This window comes from Ruegeria sp. CDSB113 (assembly GCF_059611045.1).
This window is the reverse complement of record NZ_JBXWOU010000010.1, coordinates 100,845-124,628: the sequence shown is the minus strand read 5'-3', so window position 1 is coordinate 124,628 and position 23,784 is coordinate 100,845. Positions and strand designations below refer to the sequence as shown.

Here is a 23,784-nt window from a genome sequence, read left to right as displayed (position 1 = left end):
TTACATCAATTCACGGACGTCTGTCAGCCGTCCTGTGATTGCCGCTGCGGCAGCCATTGCAGGGCTTAGCAAATGGGTACGTCCTCCCCGTCCCTGACGGCCTTCGAAGTTGCGGTTCGAGGTCGCGGCACAGCGCTCGCCCGGCTGTAACTGGTCAGGGTTCATCGCCAGACACATTGAACATCCTGCCAGACGCCATTCGAAGCCGGCCTCTTTGAAAATCTCGGCCAGACCTTCTTCTTCGGCCTGAGCACGGACCAGACCCGAACCGGGCACGACCATGGCACGCATGCCGTCCTTGACCTTTTTGCCTTTCAGGATCTCGGCCGCGGCACGCAGGTCTTCGATGCGGCCATTGGTGCAGGAGCCGATGAAAACGGTGTCGATCTCGACGTCGCTCAGCTTTTGACCGGCTTCCAGACCCATATACTCGATCGAGCGGCGGGCTGCGTCGACCTTGCCACCTTCGAAATCTTCGGGGTTCGGTACAGTTGCGGTGATCGGCAGCACGTCCTCGGGGCTGGTGCCCCAGGTGACTACAGGGGCGATGTCTTCGCCGCGCAGGGTGATGACCTTGTCGAAATGTGCGTCATCGTCGGTATAGAGCGTTTTCCACCAGTTCAAGGCAGCTTCCCACTGCGCGCCCTTCGGGGCGTGTGGGCGACCTTTGACGTAGTCATAGGTGGTTTCATCCGGAGCAATGAGACCGGCGCGCGCGCCGCCTTCGATCGCCATGTTGCAGACGGTCATGCGACCTTCCATCGACAAATCGCGAATCGCTTCACCGCAATATTCGATCACATAGCCGGTGCCGCCGGCGGTACCGGTCTCGCCGATCACAGCAAGAGTGATATCCTTGGCGGTCACGCCCGGCTGCAATTTGCCGGTGATCTCGACCTTCATGTTCTTGGATTTCTTCTGGATCAGGGTCTGCGTGGCCAGAACGTGCTCAACTTCGGACGTACCAATGCCATGGGCCAGCGCGCCAAAGGCACCGTGCGTTGCGGTGTGGCTGTCGCCGCAAACCACGGTCATACCGGGAAGGGTCCATCCCTGTTCCGGGCCGACAATGTGGACGATGCCCTGACGCACGTCATGAACTGGATAATAGTGAATGCCAAAATCCTTGGCGTTTTTGTCCAGCGCTTCGACCTGAATGCGTGATTCGGGGTTTTCGATCCCGTTCACACGATCGGCGGTGGTCGGAACGTTGTGGTCCGGTACCGCAATGGTCTTTTCCGGTGCGCGCACCGGGCGGCCGGCCATGCGCAGCCCTTCAAAGGCCTGCGGGCTGGTTACTTCGTGAACCAGATGGCGGTCGATATACAGCAAACAGGTGCCATCATCGGCTTCGTGCGCGACATGGGCATCCCAGATCTTGTCATAGAGTGTTTTGGGGGACATTGGTCCTCTCCCGTATGTAATGAGAAATAGCTGGCGAGTGGCTGGGTGCCGCCTATAGGCAGGCCAGAACCGTGCGGGCGGCCCCAAAGAACCGTTCACGCAGGCGCGTGCGGTCTTGCAGTGTCGGAGCAGGGGCCAAGTTGAGTCTCATGCGCACCAGATATATCGCGGGTGCCCGTCAATCAAGGTTCAATCCGGCCTCGGGCTTGCATCACCCCGAGTTGCTGTCCAAGCTGCTATTCAGGAGACCTGTATGAACCAAGACCTGATCCCCAGCTCGCTGTCGGAACTCTATGAAAACATGGTGGCGGGGTTTTCCGTGCAGTTCGGAAAACTTGTTGATCTGATCGTCACGCCGGGTTGGCGGCGGCACCAGTTGATCATCATTCTCGCTCTGTGGGCTTTGGCATATGTGCTCAAGCTGGTCACGCAAAACCGGTGGGAAACCTGGGCACGTGCCCGCACCGGCTGGCCCAAATGGCGGCTGCGCACTCTGGTTCAGCTGATGCAGCGCCTAACACTGGTCTATTTCGTTTTGTTGTCCTGGACGCTGTACCTGTTCATGCAGAATGTGACCTGGCCGTCGCACAGTTACATTATCGGCGTGATCGCGACATTGGCCGCCGCTTGGCTGGCGATCGCGCTGGTGGCGCGACTTGTCCGCAACCGTACGCTGCGGCGGATCTTCAAATGGGCAATGTGGGTCTATGCAACGCTGGTTGCGCTGAATCTGACCGATGATGTGGCCGAGTTTTTGGACGGCGTGGCGATTTCCATCGGTGATCTGCACATCTCGGCGCTGGGGATTCTCAAGGCCGTATTGCTGATCGGCGTGCTGCTGACATTGGCCCGCATCGGGACCCGCACGGCCGAGCGGGGATTGCAGAGGAACGACGACATCACGCCTTCGATGCAGGTTCTGTTGGCAAAGGGCATTCAGGTTCTACTGTACGGCGCTGTCTTTATGGCGGCCATCCGCACGCTTGGGTTTGATCTGACAGGTATCGCGCTGTTGTCAGGCGCGATCGGCGTGGGCATCGGGTTTGGCCTGCAAAAGGTGGTGTCGAACCTGATCTCTGGGATCATCATCCTGATGGACCGCTCGATCAAACCGGGCGACGTGATCTCGTTAGGTGACACCTTTGGATGGATCAATGCGCTGGGCGCGCGCTATGTATCAGTGGTCACCCGAGATGGGCGTGAATACCTGATCCCGAACGAGGATCTGATCACCAATCAGGTCGTGAACTGGTCGCATTCGGACCGGTATGTGCGTCTGGATCTGGATTTTGGCACCAGCTACGACGACGATCCGCATCAGGTACGCGCCACGGCGATCCGGTCGGTCAAGACAGTGAAACGTGTTCTCAGCGGCGGTTCGCATGAGCCGGTCTGCCATATAACCGGGTTCGGCGACAGCAGCGTGGACTATGTGCTGCGGTTCTGGATCAGCGATCCGACCAAGGGGCTTACCAATATCAGGGGCAATGTTTACCTCGCCCTTTGGGACGCTTTCAAGGCCGAGGAGATATCGATTCCTTTCCCCCAGCGCGAGGTTCGGCTGCTGCCCGACGGCGCAGACTCGCAACAGATCGCCAAAGAGTGAGCGCCCGTGCGGCCGCAAAAGCGCCCGTTCATTGAAATGTTGCATTCCCCTTGTTACCTTATTAGTACCCCTGCGCCGGGGTTTGGCGGCGCGCAACAAAGGAGGACTATGTCCTGTCTCTACATACACAGGCGGGTTTGCCCGCCGATGATGGGGCCAATGTAATGGCCCACTCTCAGTCAATCAGCGACAAGCTGCTTGAGCGTATCCTTTCCTCACTTTCCGATGACAAGGCCGAAGATGTCGTGCAGATCAACCTGCAAGGCAAGTCGTCTGTCGCGGATCACATGGTCATTGCGTCCGGGCGTTCGACACGTCAGGTCTCGGCCATGGCGGAAAAGCTGACGGATCGCATCAAGCAGGAATTCGGTTTCACCTCGAAGGTCGAAGGCAAGGATACCGGCGACTGGGTGCTGATCGATACGGGCGACGTGATCGTCCATATCTTCCGCCCCGAAGTGCGTGAATTCTATCAGCTGGAAAAGATGTGGCTGCCTCAGGGCGGCAGCGCCTCGGCCAACTGAGGCGCCATCCCGGCCTGCATTAACAGGCCGGAGGCGAGAGAAATATGCGTATAAGCATTTGTGCGGTCGGGCGATTGCGTGCCGGACCGGAGAAGTCCCTGCTTGACGATTACCTGACCCGATTTGACCGGACCGGCCGCGCGCTGGGCCTTGGTCCAGCACGGGTGGTCGAGGTCGAAGACAAGAAAAACGCAGGCATGGGGGCTGAGGCCGCGTTGCTGCGCAAGGCCCTGCCCAAAGGCGCGGTGATCTGCACGTTGGATGAACGCGGGCGGGTGATGTCCTCGCCTGATTTTGCCAAGAAACTGGGTGGCTGGCGCGATGCCGGGCGGCAGGATCTGGCATTGATCATTGGCGGTGCGGACGGAATAGACTCTGATCTGCGGGCCGAGGCCGATTTTTCCATCTCATTCGGGTCGATGGTCTGGCCCCATATGCTGGTCCGTGTGATGCTGGCCGAGCAACTTTACCGGGCCGCGACCATCCTGTCGGGCGGTCCCTATCACCGGGTCTGACATGGCGCAGCTTTTGATCGTCTACCATTCGCGCACCGGCGGAGCCCGTCAAATGGCCCAAGCCGCTGCGGCAGGAGCGCGGGACGAAGCGGAAACGGTTCTGAAAACTGCAGATCAGGCGACCTCTGAGGATCTATTGGCCGCGGATGGGTATATTTTCTGCGCGCCCGAGAATCTGGCCGCGATTTCAGGTCTGATGAAAGAGTTCTTTGACCGCTGCTACTACCCTGTGCTGGGCAAGATCGAAGGGCGACCGTATGCGCAGATGATTTGTGCTGGGTCCGATGGCGAGAATGCGGCCCGTCAAACCGCGCGGATTGCCACCGGTTGGCGGTTGAAAGAGGTTCAGCCTCCGTTGATCATCTGCACCCATGCGCAAACGCCCGAGGCTATTCTGGCCGAAAAGACCATCCCGCAAAACCAACTGGATGAGTGCCGTGATATTGGGGCTGCGTTGGGTGCGGGTCTGGCGCTGGGTGTGTTCTGAAGATCAGTTCAGTGTGACCAACGTCGTCTCGTCACCCCAGCCATCGACACTGCACCGCGCCTGAATCTGAACCTGTGTCACGCCATTTGGAATCGCCACTCCGGATAGTGAGCGTGTAAAGGGCTGCTCATTCTCATGTGGGTGATGCAATACGCGCATGCCCAGTTCATTGCCGTCCATGTCCAGAACGCGCCAGCCATCGGCATAGTGATCCCACCCGGTATCGGGATGGCGGATCGTCACGTCGAATCGCCACGTGTCACCGCTTTGGCTGGCCGCCACTTTTTCAATTACGGAAGGGTCGGCAAGCGCTGGGCTGGCGAGAAGAAGGCTGAGAATCAAATACCGCATGTGGCGATCCTAGGCTGTGTCCGTCGGCTTCGCGATCACGAATCCGTGTCGCGCGGTTGGGACAGCAGGACCAGCCGGGAATGCGACGCAAACTCGCGCCGGTATAGGACACCGAACGTGATCGCCGTGCCCAGCAGCAACGCCACAGGCCCAAGTATCCAGGCAACGGATGCCAGGGCAAAATAAGTCACGCGCAAACCGCGGTTAAAGCTGCGCGCCGCGGTGACGCAGATCTCGGCCGCTTGTGCTGCGCGCGGATAGGCTTGTGGGTCCGACGGTTCATTGGGCACCGAGGCCATCAGAACCGCACAATAGCCAAACAACCGGTGCGCCCAGACATATTTCAGGAATGCATTGGCCAGAAAAAGGATGATGATCAGAATCTTGATCTCCCACACCATGGCCGGTGCGCTGCCGATGGCCAGATCATTGGCGACGCCGGCAAGGCGTTCGGTATTGCCCAGCAGGGCCAATCCGCCCCCGATGGCGATCATCGTGGTCGATGCAAAAAACGTACTGCCCTGCCGCATCGCCGCGACCACCTGCGCGTCAAACATTCGGGGTTGCCGGGTGACCATTTCCCGCATCCATTCTCGACGATAGTCATCCATCATCACCGTGACGGAATGCTTATTGGGTGAGGGATTTTCGATTCGCCAACCGATCCACAGCCAGGTGATCAGCAACACGGCAATGGCCGCATAATCCAGCGGTGAAAACAATTGTGCCCGATCAATCCAAGTCATGCTGCGACCTTAGGACCAGACATGAGAACTTGCCAGATGAAGAAATTGGTAATATTATTTTACCAAATAGGGGATCGACCATGGAAATGCCAACGCCAAATCCTGACGTTCTGCGCCGCAAGGCCGTGGTTCTTCAACGTTTGTTGCAGGTCTTGCCCGAAGCGGCGGTTATTCACGAGCCGTCCGAGACACGCGCTTATGAATGTGACGCACTGACGGCGTATAGGTGCCCTCCGATGCTGGCGGTTCTACCGTCGACCACGCAAGAGGTCTCGGACGTTTTACGCATTTGCAATGAAGAAGGCGTCCCTGTGGTTCCGCGCGGGTCGGGTACTTCCTTGGCAGGTGGCGCGTTGCCAACGGCGGATTGCGTCATCCTTGGAGTCGCCCGGATGAACGAGGTGCTGGAGGTCGACTATGACAACCGCTTCATTCGCGTTCAATCAGGCCGCACGAACCTGAGCGTGACCGGTGCAGTCGAGGAAGACGACTTCTTCTATGCGCCAGATCCGTCCTCACAGCTCGCCTGTGCCATTGCTGGGAACATCGCGATGAACTCGGGCGGGGCGCATTGTCTGAAATACGGCGTGACCACCAACAACCTGTTGGGCGTAAAGATGGTGCTGATGGATGGCAGCGTGGTCGAGATTGGCGGCGCGCATCTGGACTCTGGCGGTCTCGACTTGTTGGGTGTCATCTGTGGGTCTGAAGGGCAGTTGGGCGTGGTGACTGAAGCCACGCTGCGTATCCTGCGCAAACCCGAGGGCGCGCGACCCGTGCTGATGGGGTTTGATGACAACGAGGTTGCCGGGCAATGCGTCTCGGACATTATCAAGTCGGGCATCCTGCCGGTTGCGATCGAATTCATGGATACTCTGTGCATCCAGGCCTGTGAAAATTTCGCCCATGCCGGTTACCCCGACTGCACCGCTTTGCTGATTGTCGAGGTCGAGGGGTCCGAGGCCGAGATGGACCATCAGTTGTCAAAAATCATCGAAATTGCCAAGCGTCACAATCCGGTCGAACTGCGCGAAAGCCAGTCGGCCGAAGAAAGCGCGAAAATCTGGCTGGGGCGCAAGTCGGCTTTCGGCGCGATGGGTCAGCTGAACGATTACATGTGTCTGGACGGGACGATCCCGGTTTCTTCCCTACCGGAAGTGTTGCGTCGGATTGGTGAAATGAGCGAAGAATACGGCTTGCCGGTCGGCAATGTGTTTCATGCAGGCGATGGCAACATGCACCCATTGATCCTGTTCGATGCCAACAAACCTGGTGATCTTGAGAAATGCGAGGCGTTCGGAGCTGATATCCTGAAGCTTTGCGTTGATGTGGGTGGCTGCCTGACAGGTGAGCACGGCGTTGGGATCGAAAAGCGCGATCTGATGTCCCACCAATACGCGGCTGCGGACCTTGAGGCTCAGATGGTCATCAAGGATGTGTTCGACCCGAATTGGCTGCTGAACCCGGCCAAAGTGTTCCCATTGCAGGCGTCGAAGTCCCGACGCAACGCGCGGATCGCCGCAGAATAATCGGCTCTAACAAAGAAGAATTGTCATGAAACCAAAGACAGAAGCCGAACTGGCCGAGATGGTGGCCGGGTTGAATGAACCGGTCCATATCAAGGGAGGCGGTACGCGCGGTATTGCGGGGCCAGACGCGGTGATCGACACCAGCGAGCTCACCGGCGTCACACTTTATGAACCCGGCGCGCTGACGTTGGTGGCGAAGGCCGGCACGCCGGTTGGAGAGATTGAGGCCGCGTTAGACGCTGAAGGTCAGCAATTGGCCTTTGAGCCGATGGATCACCGGGGATTGCTGGGAACCAGTGGCACACCGACAATAGGAGGCGTTGTGGCGGCCAACGTATCTGGGCCTCGGCGGGTACAGGCAGGGGCATGCCGCGATTTTCTGCTGGGCGTGCGCTATGTCGATGGCATGGGGCAGGTCGTCAAGAATGGCGGTCGGGTCATGAAGAACGTTACCGGCTATGATCTGGTCAAGCTGATGGCGGGATCCTGGGGCACTCTGGGTGTTTTGACCGAAGTGTCGTTGAAGGTACTGCCCAAGCCCGAAGTCCCGGCAACGCTGTCTATTCAGGTACCCGATGTGACCACCGCAATTGCAGCGCTGTCCGCCGCATTGAAATCCCCTTTTGAAGTCAGCGGAGCAGCGTACGACCCAGACATGGGGTGCGCCTTACTGCGCCTCGAAGGATTTGCGGGTTCGGTGACATACCGGTCGGATCAACTGAAATCCCTACTGTCTGGTTTCGGCGAGGTTGCCGAACTTGAGCATCCTGGCACATTGTGGGCCGACCTGCGTGATGCAGCCGGTTTCCACGAACAAAGCGGTGATGTCTGGCGTATTTCGGTCAAACCCACGGATGCGCCGGACATCGTTGCGCGCATCCGGGCAGATCGGACGTTGTTTGATTGGGGCGGTGGGTTGATCTGGGCCTTGGTGCCGGTTGGTACTGATCTGCGGGCGCAATTAGGCGCGTTTGACGGTCACGCAAACATCGTGCGGGCAGGGTCCGAAACACTGGCCGAACTGGGGCGTTTTCAACCGGAGGCACCCGGCATTGCGGCTCTAATCAAAGGAATTCGTCAAAGATTCGACCCCCGCGGTTTGTTAAATCCGGGGTTGATGGGGTAAGCCGATGCAGACGACATTCACCGAAAAGCAGTTGCAAGATCCCGCGATCCAAAGATCAAATGAAATCCTGCGAAACTGCGTCCATTGTGGGTTTTGTACAGCCACATGCCCGACCTATCAGGTGCTGGGGGACGAGTTGGATAGTCCACGGGGGCGCATTTACCTGATCAAGGACATGCTGGAAAACGAGCGTGTGCCGGATGAGAAAACGGTCAAGCATATCGACCGCTGCCTGTCATGCCTGGCCTGTATGACCACGTGTCCATCTGGCGTGCACTACATGCATCTGGTCGATCACGCGCGGGAATACATCGAAGAGAACTATAAACGCCCCTTCTCGGATCGTGCACTGCGTAGGGTGCTGGCACAGATCCTGCCTTATCCGATGCGGTTCCGCTGGGCTTTGATCGGGGCGAAACTGGGGCGGCCATTCCGCTTTCTGATGCCTGACGCCCGGTTGCGTGCCATGTTGGATATGGCCCCCAAACATATTCCGCCCGTCAGTCGCAATGACGACCCGCAGAGATTTGCGGCTAAAGGACCACAGCGCAAGCGTGTTGCACTGATGACGGGTTGTGCGCAAAAAGCTTTAAATACTGACATTAACGACGCAACTATTCGGCTTTTGACCAGGATAGGATGCGAGGTCGTCGTGGCCGAAGGGGCAGGGTGTTGCGGCGCGCTGACCCATCACATGGGCAAGACCCGCGAAAGCCATGAGGCCGCAAAAGCCAATATCAGGGCCTGGACCGCAGAAATGAACGGCGACGGGTTGGACGCCATCGTCATCAATACCTCGGGCTGCGGTACGACGGTCAAGGATTATGGCCATATGTTTCGCAATGATCCCATGGCCGAAGACGCGGCGCAGGTGTCGTCGATTGCAATGGATATCAGCGAACTGCTGATCCAGCTGGAACTGCCTGTAGGTGAAGACAAGGGCCTGACCGTTGCATATCATGCAGCCTGTTCTTTGCAGCACGGTCAAAAGATCAAAACGCACCCCAAAAGCCTGCTGAAACAGGCTGGTTTCGCCGTGTTAGAGCCTGCAGATAGTCACCTGTGCTGCGGTAGCGCGGGGACTTACAACCTGATGCAGCCAGAGATTTCGGGCAAGCTGAAGCACCGTAAAATTAAAACGCTGGAAGCCAAAAAACCGGACGTGATCGCGGCGGGCAATATCGGATGCATGATGCAGATCGGTTCTGGCACCAACATTCCCGTGCTGCACACGGTCGAGCTTTTGGATTGGGCAACCGGCGGGCCGGAGCCGCGGGCATTGCATGAACCAGCCAAACCTGAGGTTCCGGTCCTTAGGTAGACCATGCTGATGCAACTGCGCACCACTCGCCCCGTTAAACAGACGCGGGCGTCATCGCCCTATTTTTGCCGCACCGGAGACGTAGGAGAATACGTCAACAGCAAAGCCGGAGTGCCGTTTGCGAAACTGGATCACAGCATTGGCGCTGGCTTTGACGCCGTTGTCCGCCGCAGCCCAGGATACCGGGTTGAAAAGCCTAGACACCACCGATGCGGGGCGCGCGTGGATGGCGGTCGGGCGCCTGGATATCAAGGACGGCGCCGGGTTTTGCACCGGGACACTGATTTCTCCAACCCAGGTTTTGACGGCTGCCCATTGTCTGTTCGACAAGGTAACTGGTCAACGGATTGACCTGGCAGAGGTCGAGTTTCTGGCCGCCTGGCGTCTTGGGCGTGCATCGGCCTATCGGGCCGCACGTCGCGCTGTTGTTCACCCAGACTACGAATACAGCACCGAGGCAACGGCCTCGCGGCTGTACAATGACATCGCGCTGATCGAGCTGTGGCAACCGATCCGCAATACGAGCGTAATTCCGTTCGAGACCGGAAACCGTCCGGCCCGAGGTGCCGAAGTGGGGGTCGTGTCCTACGCGCAGGATCGGGCCGAGGCTCCCTCGTTGCAAGAAGTGTGCTCGGTCATGACGCGCACATCCAACGTTTTGGTGTTGTCCTGTGACGTCGAGTTCGGGTCGTCGGGCGCACCGGTCTTTTCCTTTGAAGGGGACCGGCCGCGCATCGTTTCGGTCGTCGCAGCCAAGGCCGAATTCAACGGGCAGCGCGTGGCCGTCGGCACCGCGGTCGAAGATTCATTGGAACTGCTGCAGGCAGAATTGTCGGCTGGCCGCGGATTTGGCGTATCTTCCTCCCAAGGAGGGACACGCCGCAATATTGGAGCAAGGTTCATAAAACCATGAGTCGCTTTTTTCTGAATTTTCTTTTGTTTCTTTCAATTTCCGCTTCTGCAACTTACGCCCAGACCGCCAAGCGTAAACTGACGGACCGCGATGACCTTTACGGGTGGGAGGCGGTTGGACGTCTGGACATCGGCGATGACGGGTTTTGCACAGGCACCCTGATTGCGCAGGATCTGGTTTTGACCGCTGCGCACTGTGCGTTGGACAAGGCCACCGGCGAACCGTACCCGCCGGGAATGGTGACTTTTCGGGCGGGGTTAAGCGGCGAGGACGCATTAGCCGACCGCAAGGTAATTCAAATCGCGGCGCACCCGGATTTCGTGGCAAACGGCCCGGTGTCGGCACCGCGGGTGAAGGTTGATGTGGCTCTGATGCGTCTGGACGAGCCAATCCCATATTCCATCGCCGATCCTTTTGCCCTGCATCAGGGTAGGGTCTCGGGAAATGAGGTCAGCCTGGCCTCATACGGGCGCGGTCGGTCCGAGGCGATTACACGTGAAAGGTCCTGTCGGATATTAGATCGAAACCAGGGATTGATAACTTTCAACTGCGATATCACCTTTGGGTCCTCAGGTTCTGCCTTACTTGCCAAAAACGGCCCGCGTTGGCAGATTCTGTCTGTGGTTTCCGCAGTCGCGTCCAACGGGTATCAGAAAGTAGGATTTGGCATGGAACTATCTGGAATCGTTGCCGAACTAAAGGCGGACCTGCGACGCGATGCGCCGCGTCCACAGGCAACGATCCGCCGGTTGCAGGTCGGGTCCGGCAAGTCGAATTCCGGCGCGAAATTCATTAGCTCGGGCGGGGGTTGAACTCGATCAAACTGCTACCCATGTGAACTGTATCGGGTCGCCACGAACGGGGCCCGTATCAACCAGATGCCCGTCCAAACGGAGGGCAGAACACAGATCGCTCTGATATGAGGATATGACACATGCGTAGTTTTGATTTTGCACCCCTGCACCGCGCCACCGTTGGTTTCGACCAGATCGCCGACATGATGGATCGCGTGCTGACCAATGATGTGGCTCAGCCGAGCTACCCGCCTTACAACATCGAAAAGACCGATGCCGACACCTATCGAATCTCGGTTGCTGTCGCCGGTTTTTCGGAAAATGACCTGTCGGTCGAAATGAAAGAAAACGCCCTTATCGTTGCTGGCAAAAAAACCGCCGAGGACAAAGAGCGCAGCTATCTGCACCGCGGCATTGCCACCCGCGCGTTCGAACGCCGCTTTGCTCTGGCTGATCACGTACGGGTCATCGGCGCGAGCCATGAAAACGGCATGCTGAACATCGACCTGAAGCGCGAAGTGCCCGAGGCATTGAAACCGCGCCGGATCGAGATTTCTTCGGCCAATGCCATTGAAAAGGACGTGGTCGACGCCAAAGCCGTGAACTAAGGCGACCGCTATACGCCGCGATAATCGTTCCTCTCTGGATTATCGCACCACACGCCCCGCGTTCCTCCAGACGCGGGGCGTTGTTTTTTGGGGAGTACTAAAAGAACTGTAGTCTGTCTCCAGACGGCATTTTCCAATCGATACATAGACCGCTAAGGTTTTGTTCAGACTTGTTTTTAAAGTGCTGTACTGCCAATGTGGGTACATTGGTCATACTGGAAATTTGATGCTCCGACTTGTTGGTACAGTCCTGTTTTTGTTTCTTCCGACTCTTGCCTCGGCTCAGGTTGCACCTCCGGCCCTGACTAAAGATTATTCCGACATGATTGGCAGCGGTCCAGCACTGAATATCGGTTTAGTTCGAAATGGAAATTCTGCTGACAACGATCTCGGAGGCACCAGTCTCAGAGACGCATTTTGGGGTGCAGAAGGAAACGACCTGCTCGTTGGCTATGATGCTGTAGATACTTATACCTTTGAATTGGGTGATGGGGCTGACACGATCGTTGATCAAAGCGCCATGGGAAATAGGATCAGGTTTCGCGACGTGCCAGAGGAAATGGTCGAATTGACCGAGGTCCCAGGGTTCAACGGAGAGACAGACCTGCTGCTCACTTACGGTGAAACGGATGCAATCCGTGTTGTTGGGTGGTCCAAGTTATCTGACGAGACAAAATCAGCTTGGACGTTTGAACATGTGTTTCGTCCAAAGTCAGAGCCTGTTTCGGAAAGGCCAAAGCCCATACTTATTTTGCTGACTGATCCCTGGGCAGTGGGAATGCTGCTTCTCGTGATGTTTTTCAGTTGTTTTCCACTGGTCCGACTTCTTTGGCTCCGTTGGCGCAACCACTGAATTTTCTGGGATATGTCCTCTATTCGGCTGCTGCAAAGGTTCTCGAACAAAAACCCTGCGCGATAATTACGCAGGGTGATCTTTGAATTTGGCAATGAAGGTCAGTTCCCAGCCATAACCGATCCGATCGACCAGAACATCGTCTCGCCTGAGGCGTCGTCGACTCCGTCATTGTCGGTCATCACAAACGCCTCGCCCGAGGGCAGGATGGCCAGGCCTTCGATCTTGTCCAGGACGTATCCGCCGGTTGAGGTCAGGTCGGGCAGCAGGTCGCGGACCTCTAGCTTGCTGACGACGGGCAGGGGGCCGCCTAACGGGGCCGGGGTCATCTCTGACAGCGGTATGCGGTAGACCTTTTTGGTCACGGCGCGGTGGTCATGCTGATTGTCGCGCTCGATGACATAGACGTGGTCGCCAAAGGCCACGATTTCCGACAGACCGACCCAGCCTTTTTCCGGGTCCGCCTTGGGATAGTGCACCGCGCCCCATTCTTTGGTCTCAAGGTTGTAGGCCACCAGTTTCACGTGGTTTTCAGGGTCGTCCTTCCATTCGCGCTGAACGGCCATCCACAGGGTGTTGCCAACGCGGGTGATGCCCTCAAACCCAAAGCGCTTTTCGACGGCCATGAGCTCAGGTGGCAGGCCGATCTCGCCTTTGCGATCCTTGATCTGGCCATCAGCGGACACGTGGTAAATCGCATGCGGGATAACACGGTCGGTGCGGCCTTCGGAGGCGACGTAGAACCCGCCCTTACCGTCCAGCGTAATGCCCTCCAGATCCAGCTTCTGTGCCGGGTTGCCGTCCTGACGGTGGATGCGGATCACATCCACAATGCGGGCGGGTTTCTGGCTGGGGTCGATCTTGAAAATCGAAGGCTGGAAGCCGTAAAAGCTGTCGTTGACCGCATAGATCATGCCGTCCTCATCAGCCACCAGACCGGACAGCGCCCCCCAGCCGATCAGCTCATCCGCCCCTGCGGATGTCAGATGCGGATAGGTGGCCGGGGCGTCCTGATATTCGTAGATCATCACATGCGCGCGCGGGCCGCCGTCTTCGATCAGGTCCTTTTCATTGGCCGAGATCAGCAGGTTGCGTTCCGGGATCGCAACATAACCTTCAGGGCCAACGCCCGAGGGCAGCAGCTGTTTCAGAACCGGGTTGGCCGGGTCAGTGGCGTCATAGACACCCACGACCGAGGCGCGCTCGGCCCCTACAAAGATCATTGGTGTGTCACCGAAGGTCGCTGCGGTCACACTTTCAGGCTCAACACCTTTGGCGTCCGAGCGTTTGTCGGGATAGTGACCGATCTGGATGATGGCTTTCTCAAACTCGGTACCGTTCTCGTAAACAACGGTGCCGTCCTTGTGGAAGATCGTCCAGCCGCGCGAGCCGCCTTTGTAGTCACCTTCGTTGGCGGTTGCGAAATGGTTGTTGTCGATCCATTTCACTGCATCAGGCTCACGCAAACGGCCCGGCTGGCTTTCGGTGAAGATCAGCGCACCGCGTTCGTCGGTGGCGTCGATGCCTTCCAGATCCACGCTACCCGCCGAGAAATGGCTGACCACGTTGCCATCCTTGTCGACGACCGCGATGTGGTTGTTTTCCTGTAGGGTGACGACGGTTTCTCCCAGGGTGTTGATGTCGACAAACTCAGGCTCGGGATCAGTAGGGGCAATGTCGGCCAGCCCGGTCAGCGAGGCCATCTTCATGCCTGCGCAATCCAGTGCGCCGTCTTTCAGCGGCACCATCGCCAGTGTCCCGGCAGGCAGCTGCGGGATGACCCCGTCGTTTAGGTCTTCGTCACGCTCATTCTCGATGGCTACGGAAACAAAGCTGCCATCCGGGGCAATCGCGACACTGTCGGGCTGACCACCCAGATCACAGGCACCGGTTTCAGCCTTGCCCGCAATATCGACCGAGATCAGCTTGCCCGAAGGGGCAGTATAGCTTTCCGATGTGTTCACACCGACAAAAGCCGTCGCGCCAACGATCCCCAGGGATGTCGGCTCACCACCCACGTCCATCGCACCTAGCGGTGCGGGGTTCGCGGGGTCGGTGATATCGACCATGCCAATCATGCCCAGCGGGCTGTCGGTATAGACCAGCGTCATGCCGTCCGCTGTCGCCGCGATGATCTCGGGCGAGGTTTCGCGGGTGGTATCCGCCCCCTCGGCCATGTTTTTGACGACGGGGAAAGACGCAATTCGGTTGAAATTCATTTCTGCCGCTGCCTGACCGGCGGTCAGCGCAAGGGCAGATGTCAGGCAGACACAGCGCAATGACATCGGGTGGTATCCTCTCTCACTTGGATGAGAGGGGGATGAACGCGGGTCATTGCAGGGATGTGACGGTTTGTTTGCAGTTTTGTGACAAACGTAATGGCCCCGGCACACAGCACCGGGGCCTTTTCAGATCAGACCGACAAGCAGACGTATTTCATCTCAAGATAGTCTTCCAAACCGTGGTGGCTGCCTTCGCGGCCCAGGCCGGACTGCTTAACGCCGCCAAACGGGCCAAGCTCGGTCGAGATGATGCCTGTGTTGACGCCGACGATGCCGTATTCCAGCGCCTCGGCCACTTTGTAGACGCGGCTGAGGTCCTTGGCGTAGAAGTAAGACGCCAGACCAAAGATCGTGTCATTTGCCATGGCGATCACGTCGTCTTCGTCATCGAATTTGAACAGGGGCGCCAGTGGGCCAAAGGTCTCGTCCTGCGCCACCATCATGTCCTGCGTTACGCCGGTTACGATAGTCGGCTGAAAGAAGGTGCCGCCCAGATCGTGCGGCAGACCGCCGGTCAGAACCGCGCCGCCTTTGTCGGTGACGTCCTTGATGTGCTCTTCGACCTTGACCACTGCTTCGGCGTTGATCAGCGGGCCGGTTGTTGTGCCCTCAGCCAGACCATCACCGATTTTCAGCGCCTCGACAGCGGCTTTCAGTTTGGCAGCAAATTCGTCATAGACACCGGCCTGAACATAGATGCGGTTGGCACAGACACAGGTCTGGCCGTTGTTGCGGAACTTGCACATCATTGCGCCTTCGACTGCCGCATCCAGATCTGCATCGTCGAACACGATGAATGGCGCGTTGCCGCCCAGTTCCATCGAGCATTTCATGACCTGATCAGCGGCTTGTTTCAGCAGGATGCGCCCCACTTCGGTCGAGCCGGTGAAGGTCAGCTTGCGCACGCCGGGGTTTTCGCAGAATTCCTTCCCGATCTCGCTGGCGCTGGAGGACGGCAATACGTTGAACACACCAGCCGGGATGCCAGCCTGTTCGGCCAGAACGCCCATGACCAATGCGGACAGCGGTGTTTCCTTGGCCGGACGTGCGACGAATGCACAGCCTGCCGCCAGCGCCGGAGCTGCCTTGCGGGTGATCATCGCATTGGGGAAGTTCCACGGCGTGATCGAGGCTGCAACGCCGATCGGCTGCTTCAGCACCATGATCCGCTTGTCGCGCTGGTGACCGGGGATCGTCTCGCCATAAACGCGCTTGGCCTCTTCGCCGAAGAACTCGATGAACGACGCGCCATATCCGATCTCGCCAACGGCCTCGGCCAGCGGCTTGCCTTGCTCGGCGGTCAGGATTTTGCCCAGATCTTCGGCGTTTTCCATCATCAGGTCGTACCAGCGACGCAGAATCACGGCGCGTTCCTTGCCGGTCAGCTTGGCCCATTCCTTTTGCGCAGCCTCAGCTTGTGCGATCGCGCCGGCGACCTGCGCGCGGCTCAGGTCTGCGACTTCGGCTACGACGTCGCCGCGCGCAGGGTTGGTCACGGCAAAGGTGCCATTGTCCCCGTCGACCCACTGACCGCCGATATAGGCTTTGGTTACAAGCAGATCGGGGTTTTTCAGGATTGATTTCAGGTCGGTTGTCGCGTCCAGCATGGGTCAGCCTCCGGCAATAAAAATTTGTTAGCACTCAAACATGTGCCTCCCGGATTGTCTATGGCCACCCGTGGGGTCAGATCAATCCAGTTTTCGTATGGTAAACGTGACGTTTTTTGCCTACCGGGGCGCATTCATGCGATCTGAGGTCAAAGTGTCAACCCGCCTATCTTTTTTTCGCGGAGTTTGCCAAAGTTCCACAGGATTGGATGCCCAAGGGGATGTAAATGATCGTAACATCTCCTATCTTGTTGGGTGCATAATTAAAAAAGGAATAGGACAGATGTCGAACCAGCAGTTTGATGCGTTGATTGAGGAAACGCAGCAAAAAGTGCGCGAAAGCCAGTCTCAGATCGAAGGGCTGACATCCCGGATCGAAGCCGCGCGTTCTAAGATCGGCTCTGCCGAGGCCGACATCGACATCGAAAACGCCACGCTTGAGGATGTTCACGCCCATACCGAGGTGATGAACGCCAATATCGCCGAGCTGATCATGGGTCTGGACGACGTCACCAGCGCCTTTTCCAAGGATTTCGACGAGATGCGCTCGAAATCCGGGTGGGAGACGTTTGTCGGCATCTTCTCCAAGGGCAAATCCGAGTCGATGCGGCAGGAACGCATGCGCACCGCCAATATCGACGACAAGCTGCAGGACCTGATCGCCAAATCCGACGTTATCGTTCAATTGCTGCAAGGGCAGCTATCCGTGTTGGAAGAACAGCGCGTGAAGGTCGAGGAAAACCTGACCGGCACGCTGGACGACCGCGAGGCGACGGTGGCCGAACTGGAGGCTTTGCGGGCTGAAATTCAGGGCATGGACCCGACGATTATCACTCTGGAGAACAAAATCAGCGTCGAACAGGACGCGGCCGCGCGGACCCAATTGGAAACCGAACTGGCCGAGCTGAACAAGCAGTACAATGCCAAGGTTCAGGAAGAGCAGGTCAAGCTGGCCAAGTCGCAAACGCTGGAGCGCTACATCGAAAAGGGCAAGACCTGGGTCGACTCCCTACAGAACCAGGCGGCGACGCAGATGGTGCTGATCAACAAGCTGCAGACAGACACGCAACAGCGCGTGGTGCTGTATGACGCCCTGACCAAATCGCTGAAAACCGCACAGCAGCAGGACGTGGCCCACCGTATCAACGAGATCGGTGTGCAGACCGACCAAGAGGCGCAAACCGCCATGGCCGCCATCGGCACCGCGACCAACCAGAAGATGGCCGACATGCTTGAGGCGCATGAGGACCACATGGTCTTTGCCCGCGACGTGCTGGAGAAAAAGGCCAAGGCGGATGAACGCTTTGCCCGCCGCTTCGCCTCGATTGTCGAGAAGCATGATAAGAATTTGTATGGGGGTTGAGCTTGGACGAAGTGAGCTTGAGCCGATCTGAACAAACCAGTTGGACGCTCTATCGCTGGTTAGCTGGCAACGTCGGTCTACTGTTTGTCATGATGTATACGATGGGCTGGTACTTTCTTTTCTCAGCTCCTTTGTTGGCGTTGTTCGGACTTTGCGCAACGCTTGTGTATTTCCTTACGGGTAACGGCGAAGGCGCGCTTGGGATCACTGCATTATTGTTTGCCCCATTGTCGATAACATTCCTCGTTTGGCAAATGATCAGGTTTATTGGGCCGACATTTGTAGGATTATTTCGGCGATGTGGGTTTTTCGGTCAGTACTTGCACCGTTTTTCTCCGAGCGACCTTCTTGAAATGGCGCGCACCCATCGACAGATTGCGTCTGCCGACCTTCGCAGGCTATGGGACAAAGCTGTTGAACACTGATCCCATCCAAGACCATGTCGGCCTGACTGACACCTTCGCCTCGCGCCGCTATTTCCGCAAGTTCGAAGTGATCACCGTCCATCTCCTGCGCGTGGCCGCAACGATGGAGGCGGAGGGCGCGATCAGCAAGCAAGAGGTGCGGATCGTGTCTCGTTACCTCTCGGGGCTGCTCTACACCTTCCGCGCACTGAGTATGAAATACCTGCTGGTCGGGCGCGATACGGGGCGGTTCTTCGGGAGCCTCGCCATGGACAAGCGAGACAGCGGGTTTCCGGTGGCGGCCGAGCTGCTGACCATGGCCAATGACGCGCAACAGGCGCAGGTGCATCTGGCAAATATGCCCTCGGAAGATGATCTGAAAACCGACATGGTACGGACGATCATCGGCGATCAGGAAATCCCCACCAAGCTGCAATTCGCCCTGTCGCAAAGGCTCTATTACGAGGAATTGCTAAAGGGTCAGCTGTTCTGGGCCCGCAATGATCCCGAATGCCACTGGATCGGAAATGAGGGCGAGCGGCGCAAGTTCATGATCCACTGGGCAGTCTATGACAGCCAGATCAACCTGCCGGTCATCTATCTGATGCAGTTGGAGGACAGCGGCAAAACCGCCCTGCCCAAGGACCAACGTCGTTGGCCCGAAGTTCAGTCGCATCTGATGGCGCAAAGCTTAGGTGGGCTGAAACTGGTGACAATTGCCAAAGGCTTCGATCAGGATTTCGACGACCTGCACCCCAAACACCTGCGCCGCATCCACGTAGGTCCGATGTATTCCTCGGCCTACACCGAGCAAACCGGCCCGTTGCGGCAGGTTCTTGAGGACGCACAGGCACCGCAAGGTCAGGACTGGGCACTGGCTTGGACCACAGAAGAGCTGGAAAGCGAAGAGGTGATCGAAGAGCGTGCCGGGTGGTTTTCCACAGTCGAGCGCGAGGTCTTCGCGCTCGACCCGTTCGGCGGGCAAGGGGCCGAAACCGGGGCCACCCGTACTCAGAGGTCGATCATTCTGCCCCAGCGCCCGTTTCAGGTGCTGGCTGAGCGTAACCCGCCGGGATTTGGGGATGTGCGCAAATTCGTGGTCAGCAAAGCCGGGCAGGTGTTGCTCTATTAGTTTGGCCTCCGGCGGGAGTGTTTTTGAAAAGATGAAGCAAGGGCGGTTTTGAAATGAGTTTGACGTCAGATCAGATGGAATTGCGCGAAGACGATATTCGCAAGCATTATCCGGCAGCGACCGCCTTGCTGAACGGCTTTGAACACGCGCCGCGGATTGCCAAAGCGGTTGAGGTGGCGGTCGAGCGGTCTCCGGGCGTTTCAACTGGGCGGCGGTTCCGCTCCACGACTCCGGGGCTGGTGACACGCCGAACCGTGCGCGCAGCCGGAGTGCATCTGGTCGAACGGATTGAGGCCTCGGATGATGGCGATGTGTTGGTCTCGCCGCCTCAGGCGACCACGCAGCAGGCCATCCGCCGCGCCATTGCCATCGCCTTGGCTGTGGCTGAGACCTATGCGGAACAGACCTCTCTGGCTGATCTGAAACGCGCGAATCTTGCTGGAGACTTGCCCGCCGCGCGCAAGACCGAATTCTCGGAACTGCTGACGGCTGAGGCTCTGATCACCTCGCACACGTTTGGAAATGCGCTGGCCTATCTGATCTCCTCGCATCTGGGCGAAACGACCGCCGATATTGGTGAGATCGAAGAGGTTCTGACCGACAACGGCCAACTCGCCCTGCATGGCGCGTTGTGGGAGCTGGACCAGACCCTTGCCAAACACGCCCCCGACGATGCCCACCTGATTGCCGCCACCAGTGCCTATGCCGAGCAACTGATGGAAAAGGCTGCGCTGCGCGCCCAATCCGCAGGTCATCTGGCCCCGTTCCAGAACGCCGCCTGGCATATTGAAGCCGATGATTTGACGATCCGGGGGTTCGAACCGGCCTCCAAGGCCAAATCCACCACCCTGACCATGACGTTCAAGAAACCGAACGAGGTGGTCGGCAACCATATCGCAAAGTATCAGGCGATGAAGCTGGCCAAGATGGTGATGGCCTATGATTTTGACCGTCGCCTGAACCCGTTTGCCGAACTTGGCGGGTTCATCTTCACCTTCATGGGCGACGGTAAACCGGGCACCGGCAAGACCACCCTGATCCAGATGATGGCCGGGCTGATCAACGACTATTGCCAGAACGCGGGCTATCCGTTCCGCTATCAAAACCTGAGCACCGATAATATCGACAGCTATCAGGGCAAATCCGGCCAGAACGCCAAGGCCTTTATCAATACGATCATCGACCCTTCGGTCATCGGCTTCGGCACCATCGACGACATCGACCAATTGGCGGGCAAACGCGGTGACCGGCAATCCTCGGCCGGGCAGTTGGAAATCACCGCCGTGCTGATGGAGAGTTTTGCGGGCGCCAACACCGTCGTGCGCGGCAACTGCACCTTTGGCATGTTCTCGAACTACCCCGAGAATGTGGACGACGCGCTGCGCCAGCGGGCCGGCGCGCGGTTCCTGGTGGATGGTCCGCAAACGCGCGAGGATTACATCGACATCCTGCACCTGCTGATGGGCCGCAACCACGACATCCCGCTGGGCGAACACGAGGCCTATGCCGCGCAGGAAATCAAAAAGGCTGTCGCTGCCAGTTTCGAAAGTCATTCCCGCCCGCACGAAGAGGCTCTGCTGCAGGTCTATGACCGGGTGTCCGGCGATATCGGCCAGATGGATACGATTGCCAAGATGGGCACCTACCTGAAGGCGATCCAACAGGCGGATGAGCGGTTCACCGGCCGGGCGATCAAGAACATCACCGACGCGGTGAAAGTCCGCGCGATGGATTTCGAACTGCCCGACGAGTGGATGGAAAACCCCGACCTGTTCCTGTTTCGCGACTACGACACCAAGAAGGCCATGATCGAGGACCTGCGTCAGCCGATCACCGTCGAGATGGTGATCCAGGAGATCAACCGCTACGCCGACAGCGAGTTCCGCTATGCCGACAAGAGCGACGAGGTCGCCATCGAGAACGCGGTCCGCGAGATGGGCCGGATGGAAGAGGCCAAGCGGCGGTATCTGGAGGGGAAGGAGTGACATTTGTGTCAGAAGAAATTTCTGCGGTGGCCAACATTATAATGGCGATAGCAGCGATAGTGGCATCTGTTGCCGCTTGTCGTGGGCTGCGAACCTGGAAATCCCAGATAACATTCCAAACCAACCACGATCTGGTAACAGCGATTCTGAAACATATTTATAGGCATAGAGACGCAGTCGAAGAAGCGAGACACCCTGCGTTTGATTACAGTGAAACTTTTGCCTCGAAGAACAGTGACTCGCATCCAAACCAAAGTGAGATTGAACTCAATCGCTACCGTCAAGCGGCAGCAGAGTATGAGAAGAGATGGGCGAAAGTCGTAGAAATTCGATCAGAGCTTTATCCATTGTCGCTTGAAGCAGATGCCGTTTGGGGAGCGGCCTACAGCAGTTTGTTGAATCCAATTTTCGAACTTGAAGCAGAATTGCGGAGAGTAATCCAGGAACACTTGAGAGCGAAAAACCCTTCATTATCGACTGAGGATCGAGATATCGCACAGAGAAGTTATTGGAAGGATTGGCGAGTAATGTATGCCAGATTTTCCGACGATGATGAGTTCCGAAATCGATATCAGGAAGCTTTAGTAGAAATCGAAGCGAAGCTTAGAAAGAAGTTGAGCTGATGATCCGCCTCATCGAAAAAGGCCTGATGTTCGGCAACCTCGTCCACATCTCCAGCCCGGCTCTGGTCGAGCGGTATAACCGCGCGCTGCAGCATCTGGCGGGCAAGACCACGGCGCTGACGGATTTCCATGTCGATATCTCGGGCTATTCACCAGAGGTGGGGATTGAGCTGGAGGATGAGCTCTACCTCAACCCCAACGGGGTCAACCGACAGTTCATCCTATTGACGACCGAGCAGAAACGCGCGCCTCTGCTGAACGTCAAATTCTCGACCTCGCGCGATATCCTGCGCGAATTCATCGAAATGAACGAGGCGCAGCTGTTCGCCCTGACCGCCACCGATGCAGTGGCCGGAGAGTTGGTGAACTCGGTCATCAAACTCACCACCCCGCGCGATCTGCTGAACCTGCGCAAGATCGAGGTTGAGGCTGACACCGCTGGCGGCACCCTGCGCAAGGCACAGCAACTGGCGGGCATGGTCGAACGGTTCAAGACCGAAGAGGATGCCTGGTTCGACGATGTGCTGATCGCCAGGATGATCGAAACGGCCAAAGAAACCGGCGACGTCACCCGCAACCCGGTTCGCTTGCGCCATACCGCATTTGAGCAGCGCAACTTCTGGACGGCGCACTTCGACGGGCTCTACCTATTCCCCGATCTGGATCATCCGGCGGTGATCTGTATGGGCGACAGACCCGACGATATGCCGATCAAATACGTTTTTGACCCATCTCAGCGGAACCAGATTGCCAAGTTCCTCGGGCTAAACGACTTAGTCGAAACGATCATCGAGGCGCGCGGTGTCAATTCCGCTGCAATCCTGCAGCAGAAAATGGACTTCCTGACCGTGGATGCCGCAGCCGATGCAGGCGTTGACCTAACAGGGTTGGACCGTGGCGATATGCGAAGGTTGGCGCGAAACCATTCGGATCGTCTGCCCGACGCCTATCACGGTCTGGCGCAATTGCTGCGCTGGGCAAAGGATGGCGGGCCGTGGCCGCGCATCACGTCAGATCACCCGGCCTATTTCTATACGCTGCGCGCAACCAACACACCGAACCGCGATCTGGTGAACATGTTGTTGGCGGAACTGGCCCCGTTGGACCCGCGTCAGGTATTCATTTGCCATAAGGAGCTGTTCTACCGCACCTATGCGACATGGCCCGAGGCCAAGAAAGCCTATGTTGCCGACTTCCTTGCGCGCGAGTATCAGGTGGATAAGGCTGGCGCCCGGGCCGCACTATTCGGCCACGAACCGGATATGAACGGCAACGACCGGGTCAGCGAAGACATCATCGCACGCGTCGGCCCTTGGGGCGCAGTAGGGAGAAGTTAAATGTTCGTCGCACTGCGCTTTTTGATCCCGTTGCTGGTCGTTCTGACGGTCATTTACGTGGGCGTATCAATCTATTCCCGTCGGGTTCGACGTGGCAAACTGATCGCCCATTGGGAGAAAAAGGGTCTGACCGGCGACCGCGATACCTTTGTCCAGCGCGGACTAAAAAAATACGACGGATCGTTTCGCCGCAAACTGATCCTTGGGATTTACGTGGTGCCGCTGGGCCTGATCGGAATCCTGATTTATGTTACGAACTTCATGTGAGGGTTTC

Annotated in this window: 24 protein-coding genes; 18 read left to right on the top strand and 6 right to left on the bottom strand. The window is 57.7% G+C overall.

The features are described from left to right. Together leuC and AC2FIS_RS17005 are read right to left on the bottom strand one after the other, a co-directional pair. Complete coding sequence (gene leuC, locus AC2FIS_RS17010) at positions 1-1,404, bottom strand: 3-isopropylmalate dehydratase large subunit (protein WP_496774526.1); 1,404 nt, start codon at positions 1,402-1,404, stop codon at positions 1-3. A gap of 52 nt (positions 1,405-1,456) precedes the next feature. Then, positions 1,457-1,555, bottom strand: a complete 99-nt coding sequence (locus AC2FIS_RS17005) for an isopropylmalate isomerase (RefSeq protein ID WP_112297173.1) — start codon at positions 1,553-1,555, stop codon at positions 1,457-1,459. Between the two features lie 102 nt (positions 1,556-1,657). Between AC2FIS_RS17005 and AC2FIS_RS17000 the strand changes: the two genes are divergently transcribed. The 4 genes from AC2FIS_RS17000 (at position 1,658) to AC2FIS_RS16985 (ending at position 4,536) form a co-directional block, all read left to right on the top strand. Then, positions 1,658-3,010, top strand: a complete 1,353-nt coding sequence (locus tag AC2FIS_RS17000; RefSeq protein WP_496774525.1) for a mechanosensitive ion channel family protein — start codon at positions 1,658-1,660, stop codon at positions 3,008-3,010. Positions 3,011-3,174: 164 nt separating this feature from the next. Continuing rightward, positions 3,175-3,534 carry a ribosome silencing factor gene (gene rsfS, locus AC2FIS_RS16995; RefSeq protein ID WP_209599225.1) on the top strand — a complete coding sequence of 120 codons (360 nt, stop codon included), beginning with the start codon at positions 3,175-3,177 and terminating at the stop codon, positions 3,532-3,534. Positions 3,535-3,578: 44 nt separating this feature from the next. Continuing rightward, positions 3,579-4,049 (top strand): 23S rRNA (pseudouridine(1915)-N(3))-methyltransferase RlmH, encoded by a 471-nt coding sequence (rlmH, locus tag AC2FIS_RS16990; RefSeq protein WP_496774524.1) that lies wholly within the window; start codon positions 3,579-3,581, stop codon positions 4,047-4,049. Position 4,050: 1 nt separating this feature from the next. Further along, positions 4,051-4,536 (top strand): flavodoxin family protein, encoded by a 486-nt coding sequence (locus AC2FIS_RS16985; RefSeq protein ID WP_496774523.1) that lies wholly within the window; start codon positions 4,051-4,053, stop codon positions 4,534-4,536. A gap of 3 nt (positions 4,537-4,539) precedes the next feature. Here the strand turns inward: AC2FIS_RS16985 and AC2FIS_RS16980 are convergent, their stop codons facing one another. After that, the gene (locus AC2FIS_RS16980; RefSeq protein WP_058273023.1) at positions 4,540-4,887 is read right to left on the bottom strand and encodes a hypothetical protein; all 348 of its coding nucleotides are present in this window, start codon (positions 4,885-4,887) and stop codon (positions 4,540-4,542) included. A gap of 35 nt (positions 4,888-4,922) precedes the next feature. Next, positions 4,923-5,633, bottom strand: a complete 711-nt coding sequence (locus AC2FIS_RS16975; RefSeq protein ID WP_496774522.1) for a DUF599 domain-containing protein — start codon at positions 5,631-5,633, stop codon at positions 4,923-4,925. An 80-nt stretch (positions 5,634-5,713) separates the two neighbouring features. On the opposite strand from AC2FIS_RS16975, the gene AC2FIS_RS16970 reads away from it, so the two are divergent. The 7 genes from AC2FIS_RS16970 to AC2FIS_RS16940 all read left to right on the top strand — a co-directional run bounded on the left by AC2FIS_RS16970 (position 5,714) and on the right by AC2FIS_RS16940 (position 12,777). After that, the gene (locus tag AC2FIS_RS16970; protein ID WP_496774521.1) at positions 5,714-7,162 is read left to right on the top strand and encodes an FAD-linked oxidase C-terminal domain-containing protein; all 1,449 of its coding nucleotides are present in this window, start codon (positions 5,714-5,716) and stop codon (positions 7,160-7,162) included. Between the two features lie 25 nt (positions 7,163-7,187). Beyond that, complete coding sequence (locus AC2FIS_RS16965) at positions 7,188-8,288, top strand: FAD-binding protein (RefSeq protein ID WP_496774519.1); 1,101 nt, start codon at positions 7,188-7,190, stop codon at positions 8,286-8,288. A gap of 4 nt (positions 8,289-8,292) precedes the next feature. After that, entirely contained in the window at positions 8,293-9,609 is a 1,317-nt protein-coding gene (glcF, locus tag AC2FIS_RS16960) for a glycolate oxidase subunit GlcF (RefSeq protein ID WP_496774517.1), read from the top strand. Positions 9,610-9,727: 118 nt separating this feature from the next. Continuing rightward, a complete protein-coding gene (locus tag AC2FIS_RS16955; protein WP_496769581.1) occupies positions 9,728-10,522 on the top strand; it encodes a trypsin-like serine peptidase in 795 nt (264 codons plus the stop codon). Further along, on the top strand, positions 10,519-11,334 hold the full coding sequence (locus tag AC2FIS_RS16950) for a trypsin-like serine peptidase (protein WP_496705902.1): 816 nt from the start codon (positions 10,519-10,521) through the stop codon (positions 11,332-11,334). Before AC2FIS_RS16955 ends, AC2FIS_RS16950 begins: the two co-directional genes overlap by 4 nt. A gap of 122 nt (positions 11,335-11,456) precedes the next feature. Then, a complete protein-coding gene (locus tag AC2FIS_RS16945) occupies positions 11,457-11,924 on the top strand; it encodes an Hsp20 family protein (RefSeq protein ID WP_496774515.1) in 468 nt (155 codons plus the stop codon). A 226-nt stretch (positions 11,925-12,150) separates the two neighbouring features. Continuing rightward, the gene (locus AC2FIS_RS16940) at positions 12,151-12,777 is read left to right on the top strand and encodes a hypothetical protein (RefSeq protein ID WP_496774514.1); all 627 of its coding nucleotides are present in this window, start codon (positions 12,151-12,153) and stop codon (positions 12,775-12,777) included. Positions 12,778-12,878: 101 nt separating this feature from the next. Here AC2FIS_RS16940 and AC2FIS_RS16935 read toward each other — a convergent pair whose 3' ends face one another. Together AC2FIS_RS16935 and AC2FIS_RS16930 are read right to left on the bottom strand one after the other, a co-directional pair. Next, positions 12,879-15,062 (bottom strand): esterase-like activity of phytase family protein, encoded by a 2,184-nt coding sequence (locus AC2FIS_RS16935; RefSeq protein ID WP_496774513.1) that lies wholly within the window; start codon positions 15,060-15,062, stop codon positions 12,879-12,881. Between the two features lie 128 nt (positions 15,063-15,190). Continuing rightward, positions 15,191-16,666: an NAD-dependent succinate-semialdehyde dehydrogenase gene (locus tag AC2FIS_RS16930; RefSeq protein ID WP_496774512.1), complete on the bottom strand. Its 1,476-nt coding sequence runs from the start codon at positions 16,664-16,666 to the stop codon at positions 15,191-15,193. A 283-nt stretch (positions 16,667-16,949) separates the two neighbouring features. On the opposite strand from AC2FIS_RS16930, the gene AC2FIS_RS16925 reads away from it, so the two are divergent. From AC2FIS_RS16925 to AC2FIS_RS16895, 7 genes are read left to right on the top strand one after another with little or no spacing between them, the layout of a single operon-like run. After that, positions 16,950-18,029 (top strand): hypothetical protein, encoded by a 1,080-nt coding sequence (locus AC2FIS_RS16925; RefSeq protein WP_113789182.1) that lies wholly within the window; start codon positions 16,950-16,952, stop codon positions 18,027-18,029. Between the two features lie 2 nt (positions 18,030-18,031). Continuing rightward, on the top strand, positions 18,032-18,454 hold the full coding sequence (locus AC2FIS_RS16920) for a hypothetical protein (protein ID WP_496774511.1): 423 nt from the start codon (positions 18,032-18,034) through the stop codon (positions 18,452-18,454). Then, complete coding sequence (locus AC2FIS_RS16915) at positions 18,441-19,565, top strand: hypothetical protein (protein WP_496774552.1); 1,125 nt, start codon at positions 18,441-18,443, stop codon at positions 19,563-19,565. Before AC2FIS_RS16920 ends, AC2FIS_RS16915 begins: the two co-directional genes overlap by 14 nt. A 53-nt stretch (positions 19,566-19,618) precedes the next feature. Beyond that, positions 19,619-21,550, top strand: a complete 1,932-nt coding sequence (locus AC2FIS_RS16910) for an AAA family ATPase (RefSeq protein WP_496774510.1) — start codon at positions 19,619-19,621, stop codon at positions 21,548-21,550. After that, positions 21,547-22,173, top strand: a complete 627-nt coding sequence (locus AC2FIS_RS16905) for a hypothetical protein (RefSeq protein WP_496726710.1) — start codon at positions 21,547-21,549, stop codon at positions 22,171-22,173. The genes AC2FIS_RS16910 and AC2FIS_RS16905 overlap by 4 nt, the downstream gene beginning before the upstream one ends. Next, on the top strand, positions 22,173-23,510 hold the full coding sequence (locus tag AC2FIS_RS16900) for a DUF6638 family protein (RefSeq protein ID WP_496726709.1): 1,338 nt from the start codon (positions 22,173-22,175) through the stop codon (positions 23,508-23,510). Before AC2FIS_RS16905 ends, AC2FIS_RS16900 begins: the two co-directional genes overlap by 1 nt. Beyond that, positions 23,511-23,777 carry a hypothetical protein gene (locus AC2FIS_RS16895; protein ID WP_496774509.1) on the top strand — a complete coding sequence of 89 codons (267 nt, stop codon included), beginning with the start codon at positions 23,511-23,513 and terminating at the stop codon, positions 23,775-23,777. It begins immediately after the preceding gene. The last annotated feature ends 7 nt before the right edge of the window (positions 23,778-23,784 follow it).